Here is a 24,627-nt window from a genome sequence, read left to right on the forward strand (position 1 = left end):
GCTCGCTCCCACAGGTTCGGTGGGCTGAGCATCTATTGCCGATGCTCAGCGAACGTCGCGCTTAACCGATCGTCATCAGACTGGCGTTACCACCCGCCGCGGCGGTGTTGACGCTCAGCGCGCGTTCGATCACCAGGCGTTCCAGGGCGATATTGGTTTCGCCCTGGGACAAGCCATGCACCCCGACGATCGCCCCGGCGCGCTTGGCCACTTGCTGGCACACGCCGCGCAACTGGTCAGAGTCGCCGTGGTGCAGGACTGCGTCGAACAGCACGTCGTCCTTGGTCCAATCGGCAACCCGCTGGATACGCGCTTGAATGTCCTTCGGCAAGCGTGCGAACAACGCCTTGCTGGTGTCGGTTTCCGGCCACACGGCCGAGCCGCCCACGGCGAATACGGCCGCCAGCTGCGTCAGCAGGTCGCCTTCCACGTCCGCCAGGCACAACACGTGCTCGCGGGGCAGGATGGCGTAGCTGTTGCGTTCGCCGGTCGGGCCGGTCAGCTGGCGGGTGATGCCGCTTTGCGACTGGGCGGCGAACTGCACGCACAGGGCGCTCAGTTCGGCGAGCTTGTGGCTGTCGGCCCAGGCTTGCAGGGCGGTCAGCGGTTTGCTCATGGCGTCGCGCAAGCGCAGGTCCGGTGCCGACAGGGCATCGCCCCGTACGAAGGACTGCTGGATCGCATCGGTAGGACGAGTCGACAACAAGCGGTACAGGTACAGCGGGCCGCCGGCCTTCGGACCGGTGCCCGACAGGCCTTCGCCGCCGAACGGCTGCACGCCGACCACGGCACCGACGATGTTGCGGTTTACATAGACGTTACCGGCATGGACGTTGTCGATCACCTTGGCGATGGTTTCATCGATACGCGTGTGCACACCCAGGGTCAGGCCGTAGCCGGAGGCGTTGATCTGACCGATCAACTGGTCCAGTTCCTTGCGCTTGTAGCGCACCACGTGCAGCACCGGGCCGAAGATCTCGCGTTGCAGCTCGTCGAAGCTTTCCAGCTCGATCAGGGTCGGCATCACGAAGGTGCCGCGCTTGCACTCGTCGCTGTCGGCGATTGCCATCTGATACACGGTGCGACCTTTGTCGCGCATGGCCTGGATGTGTTTCTCGATACCGGCCTTGGCTTCGGCGTCGATCACCGGGCCGATGTCCACCGACAGGCGCTCGGGGTTGCCGAGGCGCGATTCGGCCATGGCGCCCTTGAGCATTTCGATGACGCGGTCGGCGGAATCTTCCTGCAGGCACAGAACACGCAGGGCCGAGCAACGCTGGCCGGCGCTGTCGAAAGCCGAGGACACCACGTCGATGACCACTTGTTCGGTCAGGGCCGAAGAGTCGACGATCATCGCGTTCTGGCCGCCGGTTTCGGCGATCAGCGGGATCGGCCGGCCCTGGTTGTCCAGGCGTCCGGCGATATTGCGTTGCAGCAGGCGCGCGACTTCGGTTGAACCGGTGAACATCACGCCTTTTACCCGATCGTCACCCACCAGGCGTGCACCAACGGTTTCGCCACGGCCCGGCAGCAATTGCAGGACGCCTTCCGGAATGCCGGCTTCAAGCATCAGGCGCACTGCCTGGGCAGCCACCAGAGGCGTCTGCTCGGCGGGCTTGGCCAGTACCGGGTTGCCGGCGGCCAGTGCGGCGGCGACCTGGCCGCTGAAAATCGCCAGCGGGAAGTTCCATGGGCTGATGCAGACCACCGGGCCCAATGGACGGTGGGCATCGTTGGTGAAATCGTTGCGCGCCTGCACCGCGTAGTAGCGCAGGAAGTCCACGGCCTCGCGTACCTCGGCGATGGCGTTGGCGAAGGTCTTGCCGGCTTCGCGGGCCAGCAGGCCCATCAGCGGCTGGATCTCGCCTTCCATCAGGTCGGCGGCGCGCTCCAGGATCGCGGCGCGTTCGGCCGGTGGCGTGGCTTGCCAGATCGGCGCGGCGTTGAGGGCGCACTGGATGGCGTTGTCGACATCGGCGACGGTAGCCTCCTGCACGTGGCCCACCACGTCACGATGATCGGCCGGGTTCAGCACCGGTGCCGGGGTTTCTTCACTGGCGGCGCAGCCGAGCATCGGCGCGGCTTTCCAGTCGTTGTGGGCGGTGGCCAGCAGGGCGCAGGACAACGAGGCCAGGCGATGTTCGTTGGCCAGGTCGATGCCGCTGGAGTTGGCGCGCTCGCTGCCGTACAAATCGCGTGGCAACGGAATACGCGGGTGCGGCAGGCCGAAACCGCCTTCCAGCGTTGCCATCTGCTCGATGCTCGCCACTGGATCGGCCACCAGCTCCTGGATGGAAATCGACTGGTCGGCGATGCGGTTGACGAACGAAGTGTTCGCGCCGTTTTCCAGCAAGCGCCGCACCAGGTAGGCCAGCAGCGTTTCGTGGGTGCCGACAGGCGCGTACACACGGCACGGACGGTTCAGCTTGCCTTCGGAAACCTTGCCTACAACCTGTTCGTACAGCGGTTCGCCCATGCCGTGCAGGCACTGGAACTCATACTGCCCCGGGTAATAGTTCTGACCGGCGATGTGGTAAATCGCCGACAAAGTGTGGGCGTTGTGCGTGGCGAATTGCGGATAGATGACTTCCGGCACCGACAGCAGCTTGCGGGCGCAGGCGATGTAGGAAACGTCGGTGTACACCTTGCGGGTGTAGACCGGATAGCCTTCCAGGCCTTCGACCTGGGCGCGCTTGATCTCGCTGTCCCAGTAGGCGCCTTTCACCAGGCGGATCATCAGGCGGTGACGGCTGCGACGAGCGAGGTCGATCACATAGTCGATGACGTACGGGCAACGCTTCTGGTAGGCCTGGATCACAAAGCCGATGCCGTTCCAGCCGGTCAGCTGCGGCTCGAAGCACAGGCGCTCGAGCAGGTCCAGGGACAGTTCGAGGCGGTCGGCCTCTTCGGCGTCGATGTTCAGGCCGATGTCGTATTGCTTGGCGAGCAGGGTCAGCGACAGCAGGCGCGGGTACAGTTCGTCCATGACGCGTTCGTACTGGGCGCGGCTGTAACGCGGGTGCAGGGCCGAAAGCTTGATGGAAATGCCCGGGCCTTCGTAAATCCCACGGCCGTGAGAGGCTTTGCCGATCGAATGGATGGCTTGTTCGTACGAGGCCAGGTACTTCTGGGCGTCATGTTCGGTGAGCGCGGCTTCACCGAGCATGTCGTAGGAATAACGGAAGCCCTTGGCTTCGAATTTGCTGGCGTTGGCCAGGGCTTCGGCGATGGTTTCGCCGGTGACGAACTGCTCGCCCATCAGGCGCATGGCCATGTCGACGCCCTTGCGGATCATCGGCTCGCCGCTCTTGCCAATGATGCGGCTCAGCGACGAAGTCAGGCCGGCTTCATTATGAGTGGCGACCAACTTGCCGGTCAGCAGCAGGCCCCAGGTGGCGGCGTTGACGAACAGCGACGGGCTGTTGCCCAGGTGCGGCTGCCAGTTGCCCGTGCTGATCTTGTCGCGAATCAGTGCGTCGCGGGTGCCTTTGTCCGGGATGCGCAGCAGTGCTTCGGCGAGGCACATCAGCGCCACGCCTTCCTGGGACGACAGGGAAAATTCCTGCAGCAAGCCCTGGACAATACCGGCACGCCCGCCGGCGCTCTTCTGGTTGCGCAGTTTTTCCGCGATCGACGCCGCGAGCTTGTTGGTGGCTTCGGCCATTTCGGCCGGCAGTCGGGCCTGCTCGATCAGCATCGGCACCACTTCCGGCTCAGGGCGGCGGTAGGCGGCGGTAATGGAGGCGCGCAGGACCGATTGCGGCAGAATGCTTTCGGCGAACTCCAGGAAGCACTGGTGAGCGTGATCGGGCTGGACTTCACCGGCATCATCGCTGTCGGCGCGGGTCGAACCGTTCAGCTCGGTCAGGGTTGCACCACCCTCGAGTTTTTCCAGGTAATTGAAAATTGCCTGCTTGATCAGCCAGTGCGGCGTGCGATCAATCGAGGTTGCGGCCGCCTTCAGGCGTTCGCGGGTCGGGTCGTCGAGTTTGACCCCAAGGGTGGTGGTAGCCATATTTTTATCCTCATGTTTACCACGTATGGCGTGGCATCAGCTGGCGGCAAGATTAGCTGCGAGCCGATAGAGGTGCAACCGGGTGCAACCTGTTTTTTGTCGAAATATTGAGCAGCTCATCAGGACGCACCGGGCTCCGAACATGCTTCGCACTTTGTTGGTGCGCTACTGAGCCGAAAATCACCCTTGTTTGCACCAATAGCGTGCGAAAAGTCTCCTTCCGTACGAATATTCCGACTAGGTGCAACTTATTTGAACGAAACTGGTTGCACCTTATTTGATTTGTTGAATAGCATTCGCGGCCAAGGTGCAACCGGCTTTCCGCCGAGGGGCATCGGCTGGTGGCTTTCCTGGGGAAACATCAGTCATAAATTCGCGGGTCCACAAAACGTCGGTACAACGTCTGCGTTGTCCGGGTTTTCAACTGCCACCGCACCATAAAAACAAAGCCAGGGCGTACTCATGAGTTTCAGCAATCCTACCCTGATCACCTTCGTGATCTATATCGCAGCCATGGTCCTGATCGGCCTGATGGCTTATCGCTCCACCAACAACCTTTCCGATTACATCCTGGGCGGTCGCAGCCTGGGCAGTGTCGTGACGGCGCTCTCTGCCGGTGCCTCCGACATGAGCGGCTGGCTGTTGATGGGTTTGCCCGGCGCCATCTATATGTCCGGCCTGTCGGAAAGCTGGATCGCCATCGGCCTGATCATCGGTGCCTACCTGAACTGGCTGTTCGTGGCCGGGCGCCTGCGGGTGCAGACCGAGCACAACGGTGACGCGCTGACGCTGCCGGACTACTTCGCCAGCCGTTTCGAAGACAAGAGCGGTTTGCTGCGGATCATCTCCGCCGTCGTGATCCTGGTGTTCTTCACCATCTACTGCGCTTCCGGCATTGTTGCCGGTGCCCGTCTGTTCGAAAGCACTTTCGGCATGTCCTACGAGACCGCGCTGTGGGCCGGTGCCGCCGCGACCATCGCCTACACCTTCATCGGTGGTTTCCTGGCCGTGAGCTGGACCGATACCGTGCAGGCCACGCTGATGATCTTCGCGTTGATCCTCACGCCGATCATCGTGCTGCTGGCCACCGGCGGCGTCGATACCACGTTCCTGGCCATCGAAGCGAAAGACCCTACGTCGTTCGACATGCTGAAAAACACCACCTTCATCGGCATCATCTCGCTGATGGGCTGGGGCCTGGGCTACTTCGGCCAGCCGCATATCCTGGCGCGCTTCATGGCGGCAGATTCGGTCAAGTCGATTGCCAAGGCGCGTCGTATTTCCATGGCCTGGATGATCCTGTGCCTGGGCGGCACCGTTGCCGTCGGTTTCTTTGGTATCGCCTACTTCTCGGCGCACCCTGAAGTGGCCGGTCCGGTAACCGAAAACCCTGAGCGTGTGTTCATCGAACTGGCGAAACTGCTGTTCAATCCATGGGTTGCCGGTGTCCTGCTGTCGGCCATCCTGGCGGCGGTCATGAGCACCTTGAGCTGCCAACTGCTGGTATGCTCCAGTTCCTTGACCGAAGACTTCTACAAGACGTTCCTGCGCAAGAGCGCTTCCCAGCTGGAACTGGTCTGGGTCGGTCGTTTCATGGTGCTGCTGGTAGCGGTCATCGCCATCGCCCTGGCCGCCAACCCGGAAAACCGCGTGCTGGGCCTGGTGAGCTACGCCTGGGCCGGTTTCGGTGCGGCATTCGGTCCTGTGGTACTGATTTCGGTGATCTGGAAAGACATGACCCGTAACGGCGCGCTGGCCGGGATCCTGGTGGGTGCGATCACCGTAATCGTCTGGAAGCATTTCGAGCTGCTGGGCCTTTACGAAATCATCCCTGGCTTCATCTTTGCCAGCCTGGCGATCTACCTGGTCAGCAAGATGGGTTCGCCAACCGCCGGCATGCTGCAGCGCTTCGAAGCGGCCGAGAAGGATTTCCGCTTGAATCAATAAGCCACTCGGCGAGGCCTTCATGGCTCGTCTGAAGGTTTGGAAAACGGCTCGTCTCTTATGGAGGCGGGCCGTTTTTTTTGGCGGCGCCCCGGCCCGATTGTTGGAGATACTCCGCCGTTACCTCACTTTGCCTGACAGGCTCTGCCAAACCGCGATGTCAGGCGATACGTTTGTTTTTTGCAACCTTTGCCCCGTCGTCTGTAAGGCAAATCTGTTTTTTCCGCTGATCGGTCCAATCCACCATGGCTCATGCAGAATCGTTTGCCTCCCTTTCGCAGAGGCACATCGGATGTTCGCGCCTGCCAACTCGCCACGTTTTACGCTGACATTCGACAGCGGCCCGAATGAATTGCAGGTCCTTGAGTTCAAGGGCACGGAAGCCGTCAGCCAGCCCTATCGCTTTGATCTGGAACTGGTCAGCGAGCGGCCCGACCTGGTGCTTGAAGATCTATTGCATCGTCAGGCTTATCTGCGCTTCGGCCACCAAGGTGGCGGGATACACGGCCAGGTCTATAGCGTCGCCCAAGGCGATTCGGGCGAGCGGCTGAGCCGTTATCAAATCAGCCTGGTGCCTCGCCTGGCTTACTTGCGCCATCGCATCAACCAGCGGATTTTCCAGCACCTGAGCGTGCCGGAAATCATCGCCCACGTATTGAAGGACCACGGTATTCTCGCCGATGCCTGCCAGTTCACTGGTCTCGGCGGACGATACCCCGAGCGTGAATATTGCGTGCAGTACCACGAAAGCGATCTGGTTTTTATCGAGCGGATTTGCGCCGAAGTCGGCATCCATTATCACTTCCGACACAGCCCTGACGGCCACCTGCTGATATTTGGCGACGACCAGACGGTGTTCCCGCGCTTGCCCGAGTCCACTGTGTATCTGCCCGGCAGCGGCATGGCTGCCGCCGAGCCGGCCATCAAGCGCCTGGCGGTGCGGCTGCAGACCCACACCAACGCCGTGATGTTGCGCGACTACGATTTTCGCAAGCCGGGCCTCTCGTTGCAGGCGGACATCGACAATCAGCAACTTCCCGTTCTGGAGAGTTATCACTACCCCGGCCAGTTCACCGACCGCGACGATGGCCAGCATCTGGCCCAGCATGCTCTCGAGCGGCAGGCGGGTGATGGGTGCCTGGCGGAGGGCGGCAGCGATGACAGCGCCTTTGCCAGCGGACATTTCATGTGTATCAAGGAGCATCCCCGGGCGCAATGGAACGACCTCTGGTTGCTGACGCAGGTTGACCACCATGGCCGCCAGCCGCAGGTGCTGGAAGAAAACGCCTCTGTCGGCGCGGATGAGTTCCAGGGCTACCGAAATAGCTTCCTCGCGACGCCGTGTGAAGTGTTCTTTCGTCCGCCGTTGCAACACAGGAAGCCGTCCGTCAACGGCTACCAGCCCGCGGTGGTGACCGGCCCGGCGGACAGCGAAATACATTGCGACGCGTTCGGGCGGGTCAAGGTGCAACTGGTCTGGGATCGCGACGGTAAGCGTGACGAGCATTCCGGTTGCTGGCTGAGGGTGGCGAGCGGCTGGGCACACGATCACTACGGCGGCGTGATGATTCCCCGGGTCGGCATGGAAGTGCTGGTGGGGTTCATGGAGGGCGACGTGGACAAGCCGCTGGTGGTGGGCTGTCTGCCGAACGGCGCCAACCCGGTACCGCTGGACCTGCCGGCGGACAAGACCCGCAGCATATTGCGCAGCCAGAGCAGCCCCGGTGGCGGTGGCTACAACGAGTTGCGCATCGAGGACCGCAAGGGTGCCGAGGAAATCTACCTGAGGGCCCAGCGCAACTGGACCCAGCACGTGTTGCACGACCAGCGCGTGCAGGTCGATCACGAGCGCAGCATCGTGGTCGCAGGCTTGTCGCGGCATGAACTGCAGAACGGCGAGCAGCGCATCACCGCAGGTCGGCGTCAGGTCGAGGTCCGCCAGGACGATCACCTGCTGGTCACGGGCGATCGGCATATCCGCGTGGCCAACCAGGCCATCAGCGCCGTGGGGGGCTTTCATGTCAGTGCCGGCCGGCAGGTCGTGCTGGAGGGTGGCGCCAGCGCGACCATCCAGGCCGGTGGGCACTGGATCAACATCGGTCCGGGCGGAATCTTCAGCAGCGTGCCGATCCAGGTCGGTGGCGCGCCGATGGCAGTCATGGGGGCCGAAGCCATTGCGCCCGGCGCGGCGGGAAAACTCGCCGCCGCGCCGGCCTCAGCCCTTAGCCATGCGCAGATCCTCAGCCTGAAAAGCCCCGCGCCGTTCTGCGAGGAATGCGAGCGCTGCAAGGAGGGCGCCTGTGATCTGTTGGCGTATTGAGGCTCGTTGTAAGGGGCTGCTGCGCAGCCCAGCGGGAGCAAGCTCCCTCGCCACGGGTCTGTTCGTCCGCTCGGCTGCGAACCCCTGACGTTCGGCACGCTTCAAGGTAAACTCCTCGGCCTTCGCAGGAGCCGCCATGAATTATCGCCATGCCTTCCACGCCGGCAATCACGCCGATGTGTTCAAACACCTGACCTTGACCCGCCTCATTGCCCTGATGTCGCGCAAGGAGCAGCCCTTTGCCTACCTCGATACCCACGCGGGCATCGGGCTGTACGACTTGCAGGGTGACCAGGCCAATCGCACCGGCGAATACCTGGAAGGCATCGCGCGGTTGTGGGGCCAGGATGACCTGCCGCCGCTGACCGCCGAGTACATGAAGGTGCTGCACGAGATGAACCCGGACGGCCAGTTGCGTTATTACCCGGGCTCACCGGAGCTGGCGCGGCGCCTGACCCGGGCGCAGGATCGGGTGCTGCTCAACGAGAAACATCCCGAAGACGGTGTACTGCTCAAGGACAACATGAAGGGTGACCGTCGCGTGGCGGTGCACCTGGGCGAAGGCTGGCATGTGCCGCGGGCTCTGCTGCCGGTGAGCGAGAAGCGCGGGCTGATGCTCATCGATCCGCCGTTCGAGCAGCTCGACGAGATGCAGCGCTGCGCCGCTTCGCTCAAGGAAGCCATCGGCCGGATGCGCCAGACGGTTGCGGCGATCTGGTACCCGGTGAAGGACCAGCGCATGTTGCGTCGCTTCTATCAGGACCTGGCCGGCACCGGCGCGCCGAAGCTGTTGCGGGTGGAATTGCTGGTGCATCCGCTGGCCACGCCGAACAGCCTGAACGGCTCCGGCCTGGCCATCGCCAATCCGCCTTGGGGGCTTGAGGAAGAATTGCGGGAATTGCTGCCCTGGTTATCCAGGAAGCTCGGGCAGACCCAGGGTGGTTGGCAGATGGATTGGTTGATTGCTGAAAGCTGATTGATGGTGCCCGAAAGGGCGCCTTCGCGAGCAGGCTCGCTCCCACAGGGGAAACGCGGTTTCACCCAAAACCAGGTCGGCTGTCAGGCCGCCTCGCCTTAGACCTTGATGTTGATTTCGGCGCCCCGTTAACCACGCTGGCCGAACGCAGGCATTGCGCAGTGGGCATCCCGGCATGGATGCCGGGATAGCCGCGCTGGGCCAGGGACGGCCCTTCGCGGCGGGCCCACGGAGCAATGCCGGAGTGAGGGCACACCGAGCCTGAGCGAGGTGCCGAGTGGTGGGGCAAAGGCGTTTTGCTTACTTTTGCGCCTCTTAAAAGTGAGCCGCTGTAAAAGCGGAACCATAAGCCGCCGTTACCGCAGCAACGGATATGTACCCAGTCCACAAACCCCCGGCCGACTGTCAGGCTCGCATTCGCGAGCAAGCTCGCTCCCACAGGTGCTGGAGTGTACTCACTATATAGGTTCGACCCCGGCCATTGTGGGAGCGAGCCTGCTCGCGAAGCTTTTAGAATTGTCAGATCGGGCAAGTCACGCCCGTACCGCCAATCCCGCAATAACCTTCAGGGTTCTTCGCCAGGTATTGCTGGTGATACGCCTCGGCAAAGTAGAAGGTCGGCGCTTCGTCGATTTCGGTGGTGATTTCTCCCAGCCCGGCCTTGGTCAGTTCAGCCTGGAATAGTTCCTTGCTCTTTTTCGCCGCTTCCAGCTGCTCGGGCGTGGTGCAGTAGACCACCGAGCGGTACTGGGTGCCGATGTCGTTGCCCTGGCGCATGCCCTGGGTCGGGTTGTGCAGTTCCCAGAACATCGCCAGCAGTTCGTTGTAGCTGACTTTCTCCGGCTCGTAGACCACCAGCACCACTTCGCTGTGGCCGGTCAGGCCCGAGCAGACCTCTTCGTAAGTCGGGTTTGGCGTAAAGCCGCCCGCGTAACCCACCGCCGTGCTGACCACGCCTTCACGTTGCCAGAACTTGCGCTCCGCACCCCAGAAGCAACCCAGGCCAAAGATCGCGAAGTCCACGTCCATGGCAAACGGGCCCAGCAGCGGCGCGTCATGGACGAAGTGTTTTTCCGGCACGGTCATCGGGGTTTCACGGCCAGGCAGAGCTTGTTCTTGAGTAGGAAGCACGTTTTTGTTCACCAGGATTTCCGAGCGCAAGACCATCATCAGTCCTCTCAGTCAGATTGAATTGAGCGAAATAGACCGTCAGTGTGCCTCAGAAAAGCCGCTGCTCGCTATAAGCGGCTGTCAGACAAGAGGGCCGCGCGGGTAGCGCTTGAGCTTCTCGACAAGCTCTGCACCGGGAATCGGCCGGTCGAACAGGTAGCCCTGGCCGACGTCGCAGCGGTGGCGACGCAGGAACGCCAGCTGCTGGGCGGTCTCGATGCCTTCGGCGACGACCTTGAGTTTCAGGTTGTGGGCCATGGCGATCACGGCGGAGGTGATTTCCATGTCGTCCTGGTTGTCCGGGATTTCATGGATGAAGCTGCGATCGATCTTGATGATGTCGATCGGGAATTTCTTCAGATAGCTCAGGGATGAATAACCGGTACCGAAATCGTCCATGGCCAGGGTCAGGCCCAGGCGCTTGAGCTGGTCGAGTTGCAGGTGCGTGTCTTCGGTGGCTTCGAGCAGCAAGCCTTCGGTCAGCTCCAGTTCCAGCAAGCGGGCGGGCAGTTGCTCTTCCTTGAGGATGCTGGCGATCGAGGCCACCAGGTCCGGGTCGGAGAACTGCTTGGGCGACAGGTTGATCGCCACCTGCAGGTTGCCCAGGCCGGCTGCGGTCAATTGCTTGCTCATGCGGCAAGCCTGGCGGGCGATCCATTTGCCGATGGGGATGATCAGGCCGGTTTCCTCGGCCACGCTGATGAACTGGTCCGGACGGATCATGCCTTTTTCCGGGTGGTTCCAGCGCAGCAGCGCCTCCATGCCCAGCAGGCGACCGCTGCGCAGGCACAGCTTGGGCTGGTAGAAAACGTCCAGTTCATTCTGGGTCAGGGCGCGGCGCAGGTTGTTTTCCACGAACAGCTTGTAGCTGGCCTCGGCGTTCAGCGCCTCGGTGAACACCTGGACCTGATGCTTGCCGTTGGCCTTGGCCTTGTGCAGGGCAAGGCCGGCGTTGCGCATCAGCGTCTGCGGGTCACGCCCATGCAACGGTGCGCAGGCCAGGCCGACCGAACCGGTCACGCTGATCAACTGGTTATCGACGAACATCGGCTTGTCGAGCGTCATCAGCAATTGGCTGGCGATCTGCTGGCCGGCTTCCAGGCCGGTGTCATCCAGCAGTACGGCGAACTCGTTACTGGCGAACCGCGCCAGGCTGCCGCTTGGGCTCAGGCTGTTGCGCAGGCGTCGGGCCAGGCTGATCAGCAGCTTGTCGCCGGTCTGGTGGCCGAGGCTGTCGTTGATGCGCTTGAAGTTGTCGATGTCCACCAGCAACAGGCTGATGGGCGAGTCACTGTCCCGGGCGAAGCGTTCATCGAGATTGCGAATGAACGCCGGGCGGTTGCCCAGGTTGGTCAGGTTGTCGGTGTAGGCCAGGCGTTCGATGCGCTGCTGCGCCAGTTTGGTCTGGGTGATGTCTTCGTAGATGCCGATGTAGTGGGTCAGTTCGCGGTTGTCGCCATAGACCTTGGAAATCGACAGCTGGCCCCAGTAGGGCTCGAGGTTTTTGCGTCGGCTCTTGAATTCGCCCTGCCAGCTGTTGCTCTGGGCCAGGGCCGACGGTGCGTCGAAGAGCAGTTCGCTGAGATTCTCCAGAGCCGGCAGCTCGGACAGGCGCTGACCGTGGACTTCTTCAGTGGTGTACTGAGTGATGGCGGTGAAGCTCGGGTTGACGTATTCCACCACGCCGTCGCAGTTGACCAGCAGGAACGCGTTGGCGCTCTGTTCCACCGCGCGCTGGAACAAGTGCAGGGCGCTGGTGGCGGTGCGCCGGTTGTGGTTGTTGATGACCTGGGCGAACTGGTCCGCCAGTTCGCCGGCAAAGGCGATTTCATCCGATTGCCAGGCGCGGGTGGCGCCCACTTGCTCCAGGCACAGGACGCCTACCACCTGGCCGTCGATACGGATACTGGCGTCGAGAATTGCGTTGACGTCGCGGATGCGCAGGTTCTCGGCCATCTCGCGGGTGCGCGGGTCGCGCATCGCATTGTGGGCATCAATGGCGCGGCAGGTCTGCAACGCTTCCATGTAGGTTGGGAAGTCGCTGGCGTTGATTACCCCTGGAAGGAAATATCCCTGGGAGGCGCGGTTATAGGCCGAGATCGGCAGCAGTTTGCCGTCCTCCAGATTCCAGATGCTGGCGCTGTCGATCTGGTAGATATCGCAGGCGCTACGGGTAATCAGCTCGGCGGCTTCCTGCAACGAATTGTTGGCGCTATAGCGCTGGCGGGTCAGCAGCAGAATCAGGTCTTGTTGGGCGCGCACCCGGTCAAGGTGCTGGAGCTGCTCCTGCTGGGCGCGCTGGTTCAGTTCCAGGGCGATCTGCAGGCGCGAGTTCTGGGTTTCCAGATCGAGCGCCGGCACGGAGGGCTCGGTCGGCAGCAGGCTGTCCACCACCAGCAGATAGCCGCGCAGCAAATGGCGGTTGTGCTGTTTGTAGGTTTCACCCGTTTCCAGGAGGTTCAACGGTCCCCTGGCGGTGTGCAGCGTGTAGCGGATCTGGTAATGAGGGGCCTGGGTCAACTGCTGCTGGATCGCGTCGTGCAGCTGATAGCGTGCTTCCGGCTCCATGAGGCTGGCGTAGGGTGAGCTCACCAGCGAGCACAGCTCGACGGCCGGCAGGCCAAAGTAACGTTCGCAGTTGGGATCGAGAAACAGTAGCGCCCAGCTTGCTTCATTCAGCCGTTCGAAACGCAGCATACCGAGCCGCGAGGGCACCGGTAACTGCGTCACTACCTCGGCCGCCATACGGCTGGCGGCATCGGGTTGGCTTTTCATGAGGGAAACTCGCTTCGAAGATGCTGATCGCGCCGGGCTGACGCCCTCGTTATTACGGATTGCCGCAAGGTTGCATCATTGCGGCACTAGCTGACAAGAGACATGAAGGCCAAGTGCTATAAACCTTTTATCGGCCGATCAGCGGATTTCTCCAGTGGCCGGCCGATCAGAGGCATTCGTGGTGCCACCGCAGGTCAGCGCAACGGTATATCGACGACCTCCAAGGGGCCGCCGTCACGGTCATGAAAGGTCACTTGAATGCTCTGGGTCGTTACTCGCAGCTGAGCGAAATTGTCCTGGCTGATGACCTTGCTGGTCAGTTCATATCGATACTCGCCGCCCGCTGCCTTGGCCATGGGCTCGCCGATGATGAAACTCGAGGCTGTGGCGTAGGGCAGCAGCAGGCTGTTGCACAGCGGCGAGGAAACGATGGTGTGGACTGCGAAATCAGGATCCTGGTTATGAACCAGGCGGCTGGTCAGGGAGCCGTGCACGTCGCCGGACACAAAAATCACGTTTTTGATCCGGTGCGTGCGGATGGCTTCGATCAGGCGCAGGCGTTGGTTCGGGAAGGCTTGCCAGGCGTCTCCGTCATCCAGTTTGCGATCGGGATAGAACATGACGCTGGTTACGACAAGCTTGACCCGGGCAGTGCTGCCGATGAGCCATTCGAGCAGCGCCTGCTCCTGTTCTTGATCAAGGATGCGCCGGTCAGCCGCCGACAGGTTGCGTCGGGTCCGGCTGTCGGTGACGAACCATTGGATATCGCCGTGAGCGAACAGGTACCAGTATCGTCGCGGCGGTCGGCCTGGGCTTGCGTCGTCCAGGTCTTCGCCAGCCGGGCCATGGCTGGCCTGATACAGCGCGTAGGCATCCAGGGCGTTGGCGTATAGACGCTCATCGTCCGGTTCTTTATTGGCGGGCCAGTTGTCCTCTATTTCATGGTCATCGAGGATCATGTAGGTCGGTACGCTGGACATCAAGCGCCTGATGTGCGGCTGGGAGAAGGCCGAGCGGTACTTGAACAGAATGTCCCGGGCGCTGCGGTCCGGGGCGACCCTGTTCAGGTCATCGAGGTAGACCTGGTCACCGGTCATCAATACGGCACTGATCGGCGGATCAGCCTGTTTCACGAGGCGGTTGATGCTCGCGAAGATCCGATCACCGAGCCCGGGCAGCAACGGCATGTCGCCGACGATCTGCAAATAGCGACAGGAGCCTAGGATATAACTGCGAGTAGCGTTGTCGGTGCCGGACGGCGTGCGCAAGTGGTAAACCTCCCCTGGCCATGGCAATAGCAGTTGACCCACGGTCGCCGCGGTATGGGTCGGGCGCATGGGGCTGAACCAGCCCGCCTGGTATTCGTAGGCGGTATCGGCGCGAAGACCCTTGAGCACGATGACAGCGGTCATGTCGCGGTAAGCCTTCAATTGCACGAATTGGCCTTGCGACCAGCCGGTGTCACCTTGGCGCCTGTGGCGAATCCCGGCGAAGACCCTGTTGCTGGCGTGGTCGCCGCGCAGGAATATCCGCGCATGGTGGGTCGTGGTGTGGCCGACGATGGGGCCGACGGTAGGTTTGAACATATTCGAATCCATTCGAAGTTTTAATGGGGCACGCATCAAGATGCCTTGGCGCTTCGATGCTAAGGCTTGGCGTGTCGTAAATATCCATAGGGAAGGGGGCGCACGTTGTAGGCAATGACTACAGGGGGTGTAGTTATTTGAATCTTGCGCAGTAGGGAATTACCGCGTCGCCTGACCTGCCGCTATCGCGAGCAGGCTCGCTCCCACAGGGGTCTTCATCAGTTTCAAATGCTGGGCGGCGCCGCAAATCCATTGTGGGAGCGAGCTTGCTCGCGATGAGGTCGGCACATCCTGCACCGATGTACCTGACTTGAATTGCAGACAAAAAAAGCCCCGCCAGACGGGCGGGGTTGAGGTACGAGCGTGGCGCTCGGAAAACGAATCCCAAAGGGCCCTCTGTGAGGAGGGCCCTTCGGTGTCACAGCAGGATGGTGCGGATGTCGCCCAGCAGGTCGCTCAAGCGCTTGGTGAAGCGTGCAGCGGCCGCACCATTGATCACACGGTGATCGTAGGACAGCGACAGCGGCAGCATCAGCTTGGGCTGGAAGGCTTTACCGTCCCAGACTGGCTGGATGGTGGCCTTGGAGACACCCAGGATCGCCACTTCCGGCGCGTTGACGATCGGCGTGAAGCCGGTGCCGCCAATGTGACCGAGGCTGGAGATGGTGAAGCAGGCGCCCTGCATGTCGTCGGCGGTGAGCTTCTTGTTCCGGGCTTTTTCGGCCAGGGCAGCGGCTTCGCCAGCCAGTTGCAGCAGGCTCTTCTGGTCGACGTTACGGATGACCGGTACCAGCAGGCCTTCCGGGGTGTCGACGGCAAAGCCGATGTGCACGTACTTCTTGCGGATCACAGCCTTGCCGCTTGGGGCCAGGGAGCTGTTGAAGTCCGGCAATTCCTTGAGCAGGTGCGCGCAAGCCTTGAGCAGCAGCGGCAACACGGTCAGCTTCACGCCGGCCTTTTCGGCCACGGCTTTCTGTGCGACGCGGAAGGCTTCCAGTTCGGTGATGTCAGCCTGGTCGAACTGAGTCACGTGTGGAATGTTCAGCCAGCTGCGATGCAGGCTCGACGCGCCGATCTGCATCAGGCGGGTCATCGCGACTTCTTCGGTTTCACCGAAGCGGCTGAAGTCCACCGCCGGAATCGGCGGGATACCCGCGCCGCCAGTGGCGCCTTCGGCCGGTGCGTTCTTGGCCTTCTGCATCATGGCCTTGACGTAGGCCTGCACGTCTTCCTTCAGCACGCGGCCGTGAGGACCGCTTGGACCGACGGCCGACAGCTCGACGCCGAACTCACGGGCCAGCTGACGCACGGCTGGGCCGGCGTGCACCTTGGCACCGCTTGGCGCAGGCGCAGCGGCGACAGGGGCAGGAGCCGCTTCGGCCTTGGCGGCAGGCGCGGCGGCTGGAGCCGGAGCCGGGGCCGACTCAGCCTTGGCAGCAGGCGCAGCAGCCGGGGCTGGCACGGCAGGTGCCGAGGCACCGGCTACTTTCAGCTTCAGGATCAAGTCACCGGTGCCGACTTCGTCGTCCAGCTTGACCTCGACGCTTTCCACCACGCCGGCAGCCGGCGAAGGGATCTCCATGCTGGCCTTGTCGGATTCCAGGGTGATCAGCGACTGGTCGGCTTCGACGGTGTCGCCGGCCTTGACCAGTACTTCGATGATCTTGGCCTTGCCCGACGAACCGATGTCCGGGACATGAATGTCCTGGACAGAGGCCGCCGCAGGTGCAGCCGCAGCCGCCGGAGCGGCTTCTGCAGCCGGTGCGGCGGCAGGCTTTTCAGCCGCCGCCGGGGCCGCAGCGGGCGCTGGCGCTTCAGGTGCCGCAGCGGCGCCTTCGACTTCCAGTTCCAACAGCTCGTCGCCCTCTTTCAGGCGATCGCCCAGCTTCACTTTCAGGCTCTTGATGACACCGGCCTTCGGCGCGGGCACTTCCATGCTGGCCTTGTCCGATTCAAGCGTCAGGATGCTCTGGTCGGCTTCGATGCGGTCGCCGACCTTCACAAACAGTTCAATTACTTCACCTTCACCGCTGCCGATGTCAGGTACGCGAATGAGTTCGCTCACGAAAATTCTCCTCAGCAGTCCAGTGGGTTGCGTTTTTCCGGATCGATGCCGAACTTGACGATGGCCTCGGCCACCACCTTGGGTTCGATATCGCCGCGGTCAGCCAGTGCTTCCAGGGCTGCCAACACAACGAACTTACGGTCGACTTCGAAGAAGTGACGCAGCTTCTTGCGGCTGTCGCTACGGCCGAAACCGTCGGTGCCCAGCACCTTGAACTCCTTGGAAGGAACCCACTGGCGGATCTGCTCGGCGAACAGCTTCATGTAGTCGGTAGAGGCGATGACCGGCCCTTTGCGACCGTTCAGGCATTCTTCGACGTAGCTCAGTTTCGGCTTCTGGCCAGGGTGCAGGCGGTTGCTGCGCTCTACAGCGAGGCCGTCGCGACGCAATTCGTTGAAGCTGGTGACGCTCCAGACGTCGGCGCCGACGTTGAATTCTTCGCGCAGGATCTTCGCCGCTTCACGCACTTCGCGCAGGATGGTGCCGGAGCCCATCAGCTGGACGTGGTGCGCCGCTTCGCGGGTGTCTTCCTCGAGCAGGTACATACCCTTGACGATACCTGCCTCGACGCCGGCCGGCATGGCTGGCTGCTGGTAGGACTCGTTCATCACGGTGATGTAGTAGAAGACGTCCTGTTGCTCTTCGATCATCTTTTTCATGCCGTCCTGGATGATCACCGCCAGCTCGTAGCCGTAGGTCGGATCATAGGTGCGGCAGTTCGGGATGGTCCCGGCCAGCATGTGGCTGTGGCCATCTTCGTGCTGCAGGCCTTCGCCGTTCAGCGTGGTCCGGCCGGCGGTACCGCCGATCAGGAAGCCACGGGTACGGCTGTCGCCAGCGGCCCAGGCCAGGTCGCCGATACGCTGGAAGCCGAACATCGAATAGAAGATGTAGAACGGCAGCATCGGCTGGTTGTGGCTGGAGTACGAAGTACCGGCGGCAATGAACGAGCTCATGGCGCCCGCTTCGTTGATGCCTTCTTCGAGGATCTGGCCCTTCTTGTCCTCGCGGTAGAACATCACCTGGTCTTTATCGACTGGCTCGTAGAGCTGGCCGACGGACGAGTAGATGCCCAGCTGGCGGAACATGCCTTCCATACCGAAGGTACGGGCTTCGTCCGGGATGATCGGAACGATGCGCTGGCCAATCTCCTTGTCCTTGACCAGTTGCGCGAGGATCCGCACGAAGGCCATGGTGGTGGAGATTTCACGGTCGCCCGAGCCGTCCAGGATCGCCTTGAGGGTTTCCAGTGGTGGGGTCGGGATACTGAAGCTCTTGGCGCGGCGCTGCGGCACGAAACCACCCAGGGCGGCGCGCCGCTCGGCCAGGTAACGGGCCTCGGCGCTGCCTTCTTCCGGCTTGAAGAACGGCAGGTTTTCCAGCTCGCTGTCCTTGACCGGAATGTCGAAGCGATCGCGGAACAGCTTCAGGCTGTCGACATCGACCTTCTTGGTGTTGTGCGCGGTGTTCTTCGCTTCGCCGGCACCGGTGCCATAACCCTTGATGGTCTTGGCCAGGATGACGGTCGGCTGCTCTTTGTGGTTGACCGCCTGGTGGTAAGCCGCATAGACCTTGTACGGGTCATGGCCGCCACGGTTGAGCTTCCAGATCTCGTCGTCGGACAGGTCGGCGACCATCGCCTTGAGTTCAGGCGAGTTGAAGAAGTGCTCGCGGACGAACGCGCCGTCCTTGGCCTTGTAGTTCTGGTACTCGCCGTCGATGACTTCGTCCATGCGACGTTGCAGGATGCCGTCGACGTCCTTGGCCAGCAGTGGGTCCCAGAAACGGCCCCAGATGACTTTGTTGACGTTCCACTGGGCGCCACGGAACACGCCTTCGAGTTCCTGGATGATCTTGGCGTTGCCGCGAACCGGGCCGTCGAGGCGCTGCAGGTTGCAGTTGATGACGAAGATCAGGTTGTCGAGCTTCTCGCGGCCGGCCAGGGAGATTGCGCCCAGGGATTCCGGCTCGTCGCACTCGCCGTCACCCATGAAGCACCAGACTTTCTGCTTGCCGGCCGGGATGAAGCCACGGGCTTCCAGGTACTTCATGAAGCGTGCCTGGTAGATGGCCTGGATCGGGCCCAGGCCCATGGATACGGTCGGGAACTGCCAGAAATCGGGCATCAGCCAAGGGTGTGGGTACGAGGACAGGCCGTTGCCGTCCACTTCCTGGCGGAAATTGTTCATCTGGTCTTCGGTGATGCGGCCTTCCATGAACGCACGGGCGTAGACGCCTGGCGATGCGTGACCCTGGAAGTAGATCAGGTCGCCGCCGTGTTCGTCGGTCGGGGCCTGGAAGAAGTAGTTGAAGCCGATGTCATACAGCGTCGCGCTGGAGGCGAAGCTGGAGATGTGACCGCCCAGGTCAGAATCTTTCAGGTTGGTCCGCACGACCATGGCCAACGCGTTCCAACGCACCAGCGAGCGAATGCGGCGTTCCATGAACAGGTCGCCAGGCATGCGTGCTTCGTGGGTGACGGGGATTGTGTTGCGGTACGGCGTGGTGATGGCGTAGGGCAGTTGCGAACCGCTGCGGGTTGCGAGTTCGCCCATACGGGTCATCAGGTAATGAGCACGGTCTTCGCCTTCTTTGTCGAGAACCGATTCCAGGGCGTCCAGCCATTCCTGGGTTTCGACGGGATCGAGGTCTTGCATGGCTTGCTCCAGGGCGGAAAGGCTACCAGAATCGGTTGCCTGAGTTTGCGACTGGCCTTGTGGGCAGACGATATAAATTCTTGGATTGCCGAAGGTTGTTTCGGCGGCGTGTAGTTTTACTACAAATCGTTGGCCGTTTCAGCCTTTCGAATGTATAGACGAGTAGTAAAACTACACATGAGCGGCTTATGGCCCCTCGTTTCGTTGTGAGAATAATCGTTACTGTTGGTCTTTAGCCAACTCGAACAGGTAAAAACTTGATGCCGGCTGCCAATAAAATCAGAAAATCAGCTATTTATCATCTTTGTTCGACAGTCGATCAGGTAGTGGCTTTGCAAGAAACACTACATCCAGCCTTTCCCGCGCCGATCAAGGATAGACCATGAGCCTGCCCTCGCTTGCCGAAATTCCGGCAATTCTCCAGTCATTGGTCAGTCGCGCCGAGCAGTCGTTCCGCGCGGCGGTCGCTTCGCTGGACGACGATCACGGGCTGTCCGCCTGGACGCCGCAGCGTTGGGCCGAGTTCAACCGCGTCGCCGCTGCCAGTGACTTTGTCATCGAACAAAGTGTACGGGATCCTGCGATGCTGCTGGAACTGGTGCGCAGCGGTGAGCTGGACCGCAGCCTGGCGGCGGGTGAAATGTGCGGGCAGATCGCCGCTGCCGTACGAGCCGCCGAGAGCGAGGATGAACTGGGTCGCGTACTGCGTCGCCAGCGCACCCGTCAGCAAGTACGGATCATCTGGCGCGACCTGACCCGCCAGGCCGATCTGGTACAGACCTGCCGTGATCTCTCGGACATGGCCGACACCTGCATCGATCAGGCGTATCAGTGGTTGTACCAGCGCCTGAGCCAGCAATTCGGCACCCCCACCGGCCGGCGCAGTGGCGAGCCGCAGCAGATGGTCATCCTGGGCATGGGCAAGCTGGGAGCGGTGGAACTGAACCTGTCGTCGGACATCGACCTGATCTTTGCCTACCCCGAAGGCGGCGAAACCGTTGGCGCGAAGCGGCCGCTGGATAACCAGGAGTTTTTCATCCGCGTCGGCCAGCGGCTGATCAAGGCCCTCGACCCGATGACCGTCGACGGGTTCGTGTTCCGCGTCGACATGCGCTTGCGCCCCTACGGCTCGGCCGGTGCCCTGGTATTGAGCTTCAATGCCCTGGAACAGTATTACCAGGATCAGGGGCGCGACTGGGAACGCTACGCCATGATCAAGGCGCGGGTGGTGGCCGGCGACCAGGTGGCCGGCGCGCAATTGCTCGACATGCTGCGCCCGTTCGTCTATCGCCGTTACCTGGATTTCTCTGCCATCGAAGCGCTGCGCACCATGAAGCAGCTGATCCAGCAGGAGGTGCGGCGCAAAGGCATGGCCGACAACATCAAGCTGGGCTCGGGCGGCATTCGCGAGGTGGAGTTCATTGCCCAGGCGTTCCAGCTGATCCATGGCGGTCGTGACCTGAGCTTGCAGCAACGGCCGTTGTTGAAGGTGTTGGGTACCCTGGAAGGCCAGGGCTATCTGCCGGCCAAGGTCATCGATGAATTGCGCCAGGGGTATGAATTCCTGCGATACACCGAGCACGCGATCCAGGCCATTGCCGATCGCCAGACCCAGATGCTGCCGGATAACCCGCAAGACCAGGCGCGCATTGCGTTCATGCTGGGCTTCGTCGATTGGGCGGCGTTCCACGAGCAGTTGATGTACTGGCGCGGTCGGGTGGCGTGGCATTTTGGCCAGGTCATCGCTGACCCGGATGAGGACGAGGGCGGCGAAGGCGAAGTGGTGGTTGGCGGCGAATGGTTGCCATTGTGGGAAGACAGTCAGGACGAGGAGGCGGCGTGTCGTCAGTTGGAGGAGGCCGGTTTTGCCGATGCACCCAAAGCGCTCAAGGCCCTCGCTGTCCTGCGTGCCAGCCCGCAGCTGCGCGCCATGCAGCGCCTGGGGCGCGAGCGCCTGGACGCGTTCATTCCGCGCCTGCTCGCCCAGGCGGTGGAACATGCCGACCCGGACCTGGTGCTCGAACGGGTATTGCCGCTGGTAGAGGCCGTCGCCCGCCGTTCGGCCTATCTGGTGCTGTTGACCGAGAACCCCGGCGCCCTGCGGCGTTTGTTGACGCTGTGCGCGGCGAGTCCGTGGATCGCCGAGCAGATCACCCGGTTCCCGCTGTTGCTCGATGAATTGCTCAATGAAGGCCGTTTGTTCAAGCCGCCCCTGGCGCCTGAGCTCGCGGCGGAGTTGCGTGAGCGTCTGACACGGATTCCCGAGGACGATCTTGAGCAGCAGATGGAAGCCTTGCGGCATTTCAAACTGGCGCACCGCTTGCGGGTGGCCGCCTCGGAAATCGCCGGCAGCCTGCCGCTGATGAAAGTCAGCGATTACCTGACCTGGCTGGCCGAAGCGATTCTCGAACAGGTGCTGGCCCTGGCCTGGCGCCAGACGACGGCCAAGCATGGGGTGCCACTGCGCACCGACGGCAGCCTGTGTGATCCGGGCTTCATTATTGTCGGTTATGGAAAAGTCGGGGGGCTGGAACTGGGGCATGGTTCCGACCTGGATCTGGTGTTTATCCACGACGGTGACCCGCAGGCCGAAACCGACGGTCCGAAACCCATCGATGGCGCACAGTTTTTCACCCGGCTTGGTCAGCGAATCATTCATTTGCTGACGGCCCAGACCAACTCTGGGCAGCTGTATGAGGTGGACATGCGCCTGCGACCTTCCGGGGCGTCGGGCTTGCTGGTCAGTTCTCTGGGGGCGTTTGCCCGTTACCAGGAAAACGAAGCCTGGACCTGGGAGCATCAGGCGCTGGTACGTGCCCGGGTGCTGGTGGGCAGCCAGGATGTGGGCCAGGCGTTCGAAAAAGTCCGCGTTCAGGTACTGGGACGCTCGCGTGACTTGCCGACTTTGCGCCAGGAGGTCAGCGAGATGCGCGCCAAGATGCGCGATAATCTCGGCAGCAAGGCCACCGCTGCCGGAACCGCGCCAAATGCCTTCGAAGCCACGGCACCCTTCGACCTCAAGCAGGACGCCGGAGGTATCGTCGATATTGAATTTATGGTGCAATACGCGGCCCTGGCGTGGTCCGAGGAACATCCATCGCTGGTCCGCTATACCGACAACATCCGCATCCTGGACGGGTTGCAGGAGGTCGGGTTGCTGCCCGCCGAGGACGCCACGCTGTTGCGCGAAGCCTACAAGGCCTACCGCTCAGCCGCCCACCGCCAGGCTCTGCAGAAAGACGCCGGGGTGATCGCAGGCGATCAGTTCGTCGAGGAGCGTCGACAGGTGATGCGAATCTGGCGGGAGTTGGGGCTCAGCTGAAGGTATATGAGCTGAAGATATAAATGTGGGAGCGAGCCTGCTCGCGAAGGCGAAGTATCAGGCAACATGGATGCTGGATGTGCCGGCCGCTTCGCGAGCAAGCTCGCTCCCACATTGGATTTGTGGTGCTGCGCAGTACTTGAAACTTGTGCAGGACCCTGTGGGAGCGAGCCTGCTCGCGAAGGCGGAGTATCAGGCAACATGGATGCTGGATGTGCCGGCCGCTTCGCGAGCAAGCTCGCTCCCACATTGGATTTGTGGTGCTGCGCAGTACTTGAAACTTGTGCAGGACCCTGTGGGAGCGAGCCTGCTCGCGAAGGCGGAGTGCCAGGCGCCATGGATGCTGGATGTGCCGGCCTCTTCGCGAGCAGGCTCGCTCCCACACTGGATTTGTGGTGCTGCGCAGTACTTGAAACTTGTGCAGGACCCTGTGGGAGCGAGCCTGCTCGCGAAGGCGGAGTATCAGGCGCCATGGATATTGGATGTGCCGGCCTCTTCGCGAGCAGGCTCGCTCCCACACTGGATTTGTGGTGCTGCGCAGTAATTGAAACTTGTGCAGGACCCTGTGGGAGCGAGCCTGCTCGCGAAGGCGGAGTGCCGGGCGCCGTGGATGCTGGATGTGCCGGCCTCTTCGCGAGCAGGCTCGCTCCCACAACAGATCGGTGGTGTGTTGTAGATTAGGGCAACAGGCAGCGACCTAAGCCACAGTGATTCTCGAGGCGGGGAGGCGTAGGCCTCCCCGTAGCGTTTTTGGAAAGCTCATGAATATTCTGATCGTTGGACCCAGTTGGGTCGGTGACATGGTGATGGCGCAGACACTGTTCCAGTGCCTCAAACAGCGTCATCCGCAATGCGAAATCGATGTCCTGGCCCCCGAGTGGAGCCGGCCGATTCTTGAGCGCATGCCGCAGGTGCGCAAGGCCTTGAGCTTCCCGCTCGGTCATGGCGTGCTTGAGCTGGCTACCCGCCGGCGCATCGGCAAATCCCTGGCCGGTCAGTACGACCAGGCGATCCTGCTGCCCAATTCGCTGAAATCGGCGTTGGTGCCGTTCTTCGCCAGCATCCCCAAGCGCACTGGCTGGCGTGGCGAATTTCGCTATGGCTTGCTCAACGATGTGCGCACGCTGGATAAAGATCGTTATCCGCTGATGATCGAGCGCTTCATGGCCCTGGCCTACGAGCCGGGCGCCGAGTTGCCCAAGCCTTATCCGCGACCGAGCCTGCAGATCGACCCGGTCACGCGCGAAACGGCCCTGGCCAAGTTCGGCCTGACCCTGGACCGGCCGGTATTGGCGCTGTGCCCGGGTGCCGAATTTGGTGAGTCCAAACGCTGGCCGGCCGAGCATTACGCCCAGGTGGCCGAGGCGAAGATCCGCGAAGGCTGGCAAGTCTGGCTGTTCGGTTCGAAAAACGATCACTCCGTGGGCGAGGAGATCCGCTCGCGGCTGATCCCGGGCCTGCGGGAGGAGTCGACCAATCTGAGCGGCGACACGTCCCTGGCCGAGGCCATTGATCTGTTGTCCTGTGCCGATTCCGTGGTGTCCAACGACTCCGGCCTGATGCACGTCGCGGCGGCGTTGAACCGCCCTCTGGTGGCGGTCTACGGTTCCACCTCGCCGGGCTTCACGCCGCCGTTGGCCGACAAAGTCGAAGTCGTGCGCCTGGGCATCGAATGCAGCCCGTGCTTCGATCGCACCTGCCGCTTCGGCCACTACAATTGCCTGCGCCAGCTCATGCCGCCGTCGGTGAACGAGGCCCTGGAGCGATTGCAGGGCTCACCCGTGGAGGTCCGGTAAC

The 24,627-nt window shown here is 62.1% G+C and carries 11 protein-coding genes; 5 read left to right on the forward strand and 6 right to left on the reverse strand.

Translation table 11 applies throughout. The features are described 5' to 3' along the window. Nucleotides 1-61: 61 nt before the first annotated feature. A complete protein-coding gene (gene putA / locus J3P86_RS02195) occupies nucleotides 62-4,015 on the reverse strand; it encodes a trifunctional transcriptional regulator/proline dehydrogenase/L-glutamate gamma-semialdehyde dehydrogenase (RefSeq protein ID WP_434696078.1) in 3,954 nt (1,317 codons plus the stop codon). Between the two features lie 462 nt (nucleotides 4,016-4,477). Between putA and putP the strand changes: the two genes are divergently transcribed. The 3 genes from putP (at nucleotide 4,478) to J3P86_RS02210 (ending at nucleotide 9,255) form a co-directional block, all read left to right on the forward strand. Continuing rightward, nucleotides 4,478-5,962 (forward strand): sodium/proline symporter PutP, encoded by a 1,485-nt coding sequence (putP, locus tag J3P86_RS02200; protein WP_434696077.1) that lies wholly within the window; start codon nucleotides 4,478-4,480, stop codon nucleotides 5,960-5,962. A gap of 289 nt (nucleotides 5,963-6,251) precedes the next feature. Beyond that, a complete protein-coding gene (locus J3P86_RS02205; RefSeq protein ID WP_434699334.1) occupies nucleotides 6,252-8,279 on the forward strand; it encodes a type VI secretion system tip protein VgrG in 2,028 nt (675 codons plus the stop codon). Between the two features lie 136 nt (nucleotides 8,280-8,415). Continuing rightward, complete coding sequence (locus J3P86_RS02210; RefSeq protein ID WP_434626420.1) at nucleotides 8,416-9,255, forward strand: 23S rRNA (adenine(2030)-N(6))-methyltransferase RlmJ; 840 nt, start codon at nucleotides 8,416-8,418, stop codon at nucleotides 9,253-9,255. 519 nt (nucleotides 9,256-9,774) lie between these two features. Here J3P86_RS02210 and msrA read toward each other — a convergent pair. From msrA to aceE, 5 genes are all read right to left on the reverse strand, one after another. Beyond that, complete coding sequence (msrA, locus tag J3P86_RS02215; RefSeq protein WP_434631522.1) at nucleotides 9,775-10,422, reverse strand: peptide-methionine (S)-S-oxide reductase MsrA; 648 nt, start codon at nucleotides 10,420-10,422, stop codon at nucleotides 9,775-9,777. Between the two features lie 84 nt (nucleotides 10,423-10,506). Further along, nucleotides 10,507-13,200, reverse strand: a complete 2,694-nt coding sequence (locus J3P86_RS02220; RefSeq protein WP_434626419.1) for a putative bifunctional diguanylate cyclase/phosphodiesterase — start codon at nucleotides 13,198-13,200, stop codon at nucleotides 10,507-10,509. Between the two features lie 194 nt (nucleotides 13,201-13,394). Then, entirely contained in the window at nucleotides 13,395-14,786 is a 1,392-nt protein-coding gene (locus J3P86_RS02225; RefSeq protein ID WP_434699335.1) for an alkaline phosphatase D family protein, read from the reverse strand. Between the two features lie 418 nt (nucleotides 14,787-15,204). Beyond that, nucleotides 15,205-16,851, reverse strand: a complete 1,647-nt coding sequence (gene aceF / locus J3P86_RS02230) for a dihydrolipoyllysine-residue acetyltransferase (RefSeq protein WP_434699336.1) — start codon at nucleotides 16,849-16,851, stop codon at nucleotides 15,205-15,207. Nucleotides 16,852-16,862: 11 nt separating this feature from the next. Beyond that, nucleotides 16,863-19,508 carry a pyruvate dehydrogenase (acetyl-transferring), homodimeric type gene (aceE, locus tag J3P86_RS02235; RefSeq protein ID WP_434626416.1) on the reverse strand — a complete coding sequence of 882 codons (2,646 nt, stop codon included), beginning with the start codon at nucleotides 19,506-19,508 and terminating at the stop codon, nucleotides 16,863-16,865. A 382-nt stretch (nucleotides 19,509-19,890) separates the two neighbouring features. On the opposite strand from aceE, the gene glnE reads away from it, so the two are divergent. Then, the gene (gene glnE / locus J3P86_RS02240) at nucleotides 19,891-22,830 is read left to right on the forward strand and encodes a bifunctional [glutamate--ammonia ligase]-adenylyl-L-tyrosine phosphorylase/[glutamate--ammonia-ligase] adenylyltransferase (RefSeq protein ID WP_434626415.1); all 2,940 of its coding nucleotides are present in this window, start codon (nucleotides 19,891-19,893) and stop codon (nucleotides 22,828-22,830) included. 761 nt (nucleotides 22,831-23,591) lie between these two features. Further along, nucleotides 23,592-24,626, forward strand: coding sequence for a lipopolysaccharide heptosyltransferase II (waaF, locus tag J3P86_RS02245; protein ID WP_434626414.1), 1,035 nt, complete (start codon nucleotides 23,592-23,594; stop codon nucleotides 24,624-24,626). Nucleotide 24,627: the final 1 nt, after the last annotated feature.

This window comes from Pseudomonas sp. D1-1, assembly GCF_051132225.1.
Lineage (GTDB): Bacteria > Pseudomonadota > Gammaproteobacteria > Pseudomonadales > Pseudomonadaceae > Aquipseudomonas.

Bases quoted from the DNA above. Each gene is read 5' to 3' on its own strand.
- glnE (WP_434626415.1), top strand. From the start codon at position 19,891: ATGAGCCTGCCCTCGCTTGCCGAAATTCCGGCAATTCTCCAGTCATTG.
- putA (WP_434696078.1), bottom strand. From the start codon at position 4,015: ATGGCTACCACCACCCTTGGGGTCAAACTCGACGACCCGACCCGCGAA.
- waaF (WP_434626414.1), top strand. From the start codon at position 23,592: ATGAATATTCTGATCGTTGGACCCAGTTGGGTCGGTGACATGGTGATG.
- putP (WP_434696077.1), top strand. From the start codon at position 4,478: ATGAGTTTCAGCAATCCTACCCTGATCACCTTCGTGATCTATATCGCA.
- J3P86_RS02210 (WP_434626420.1), top strand. From the start codon at position 8,416: ATGAATTATCGCCATGCCTTCCACGCCGGCAATCACGCCGATGTGTTC.
- J3P86_RS02205 (WP_434699334.1), top strand. From the start codon at position 6,252: ATGTTCGCGCCTGCCAACTCGCCACGTTTTACGCTGACATTCGACAGC.
- aceE (WP_434626416.1), bottom strand. From the start codon at position 19,508: ATGCAAGACCTCGATCCCGTCGAAACCCAGGAATGGCTGGACGCCCTG.
- J3P86_RS02220 (WP_434626419.1), bottom strand. From the start codon at position 13,200: ATGAAAAGCCAACCCGATGCCGCCAGCCGTATGGCGGCCGAGGTAGTG.
- J3P86_RS02225 (WP_434699335.1), bottom strand. From the start codon at position 14,786: ATGTTCAAACCTACCGTCGGCCCCATCGTCGGCCACACCACGACCCAC.
- msrA (WP_434631522.1), bottom strand. From the start codon at position 10,422: ATGGTCTTGCGCTCGGAAATCCTGGTGAACAAAAACGTGCTTCCTACT.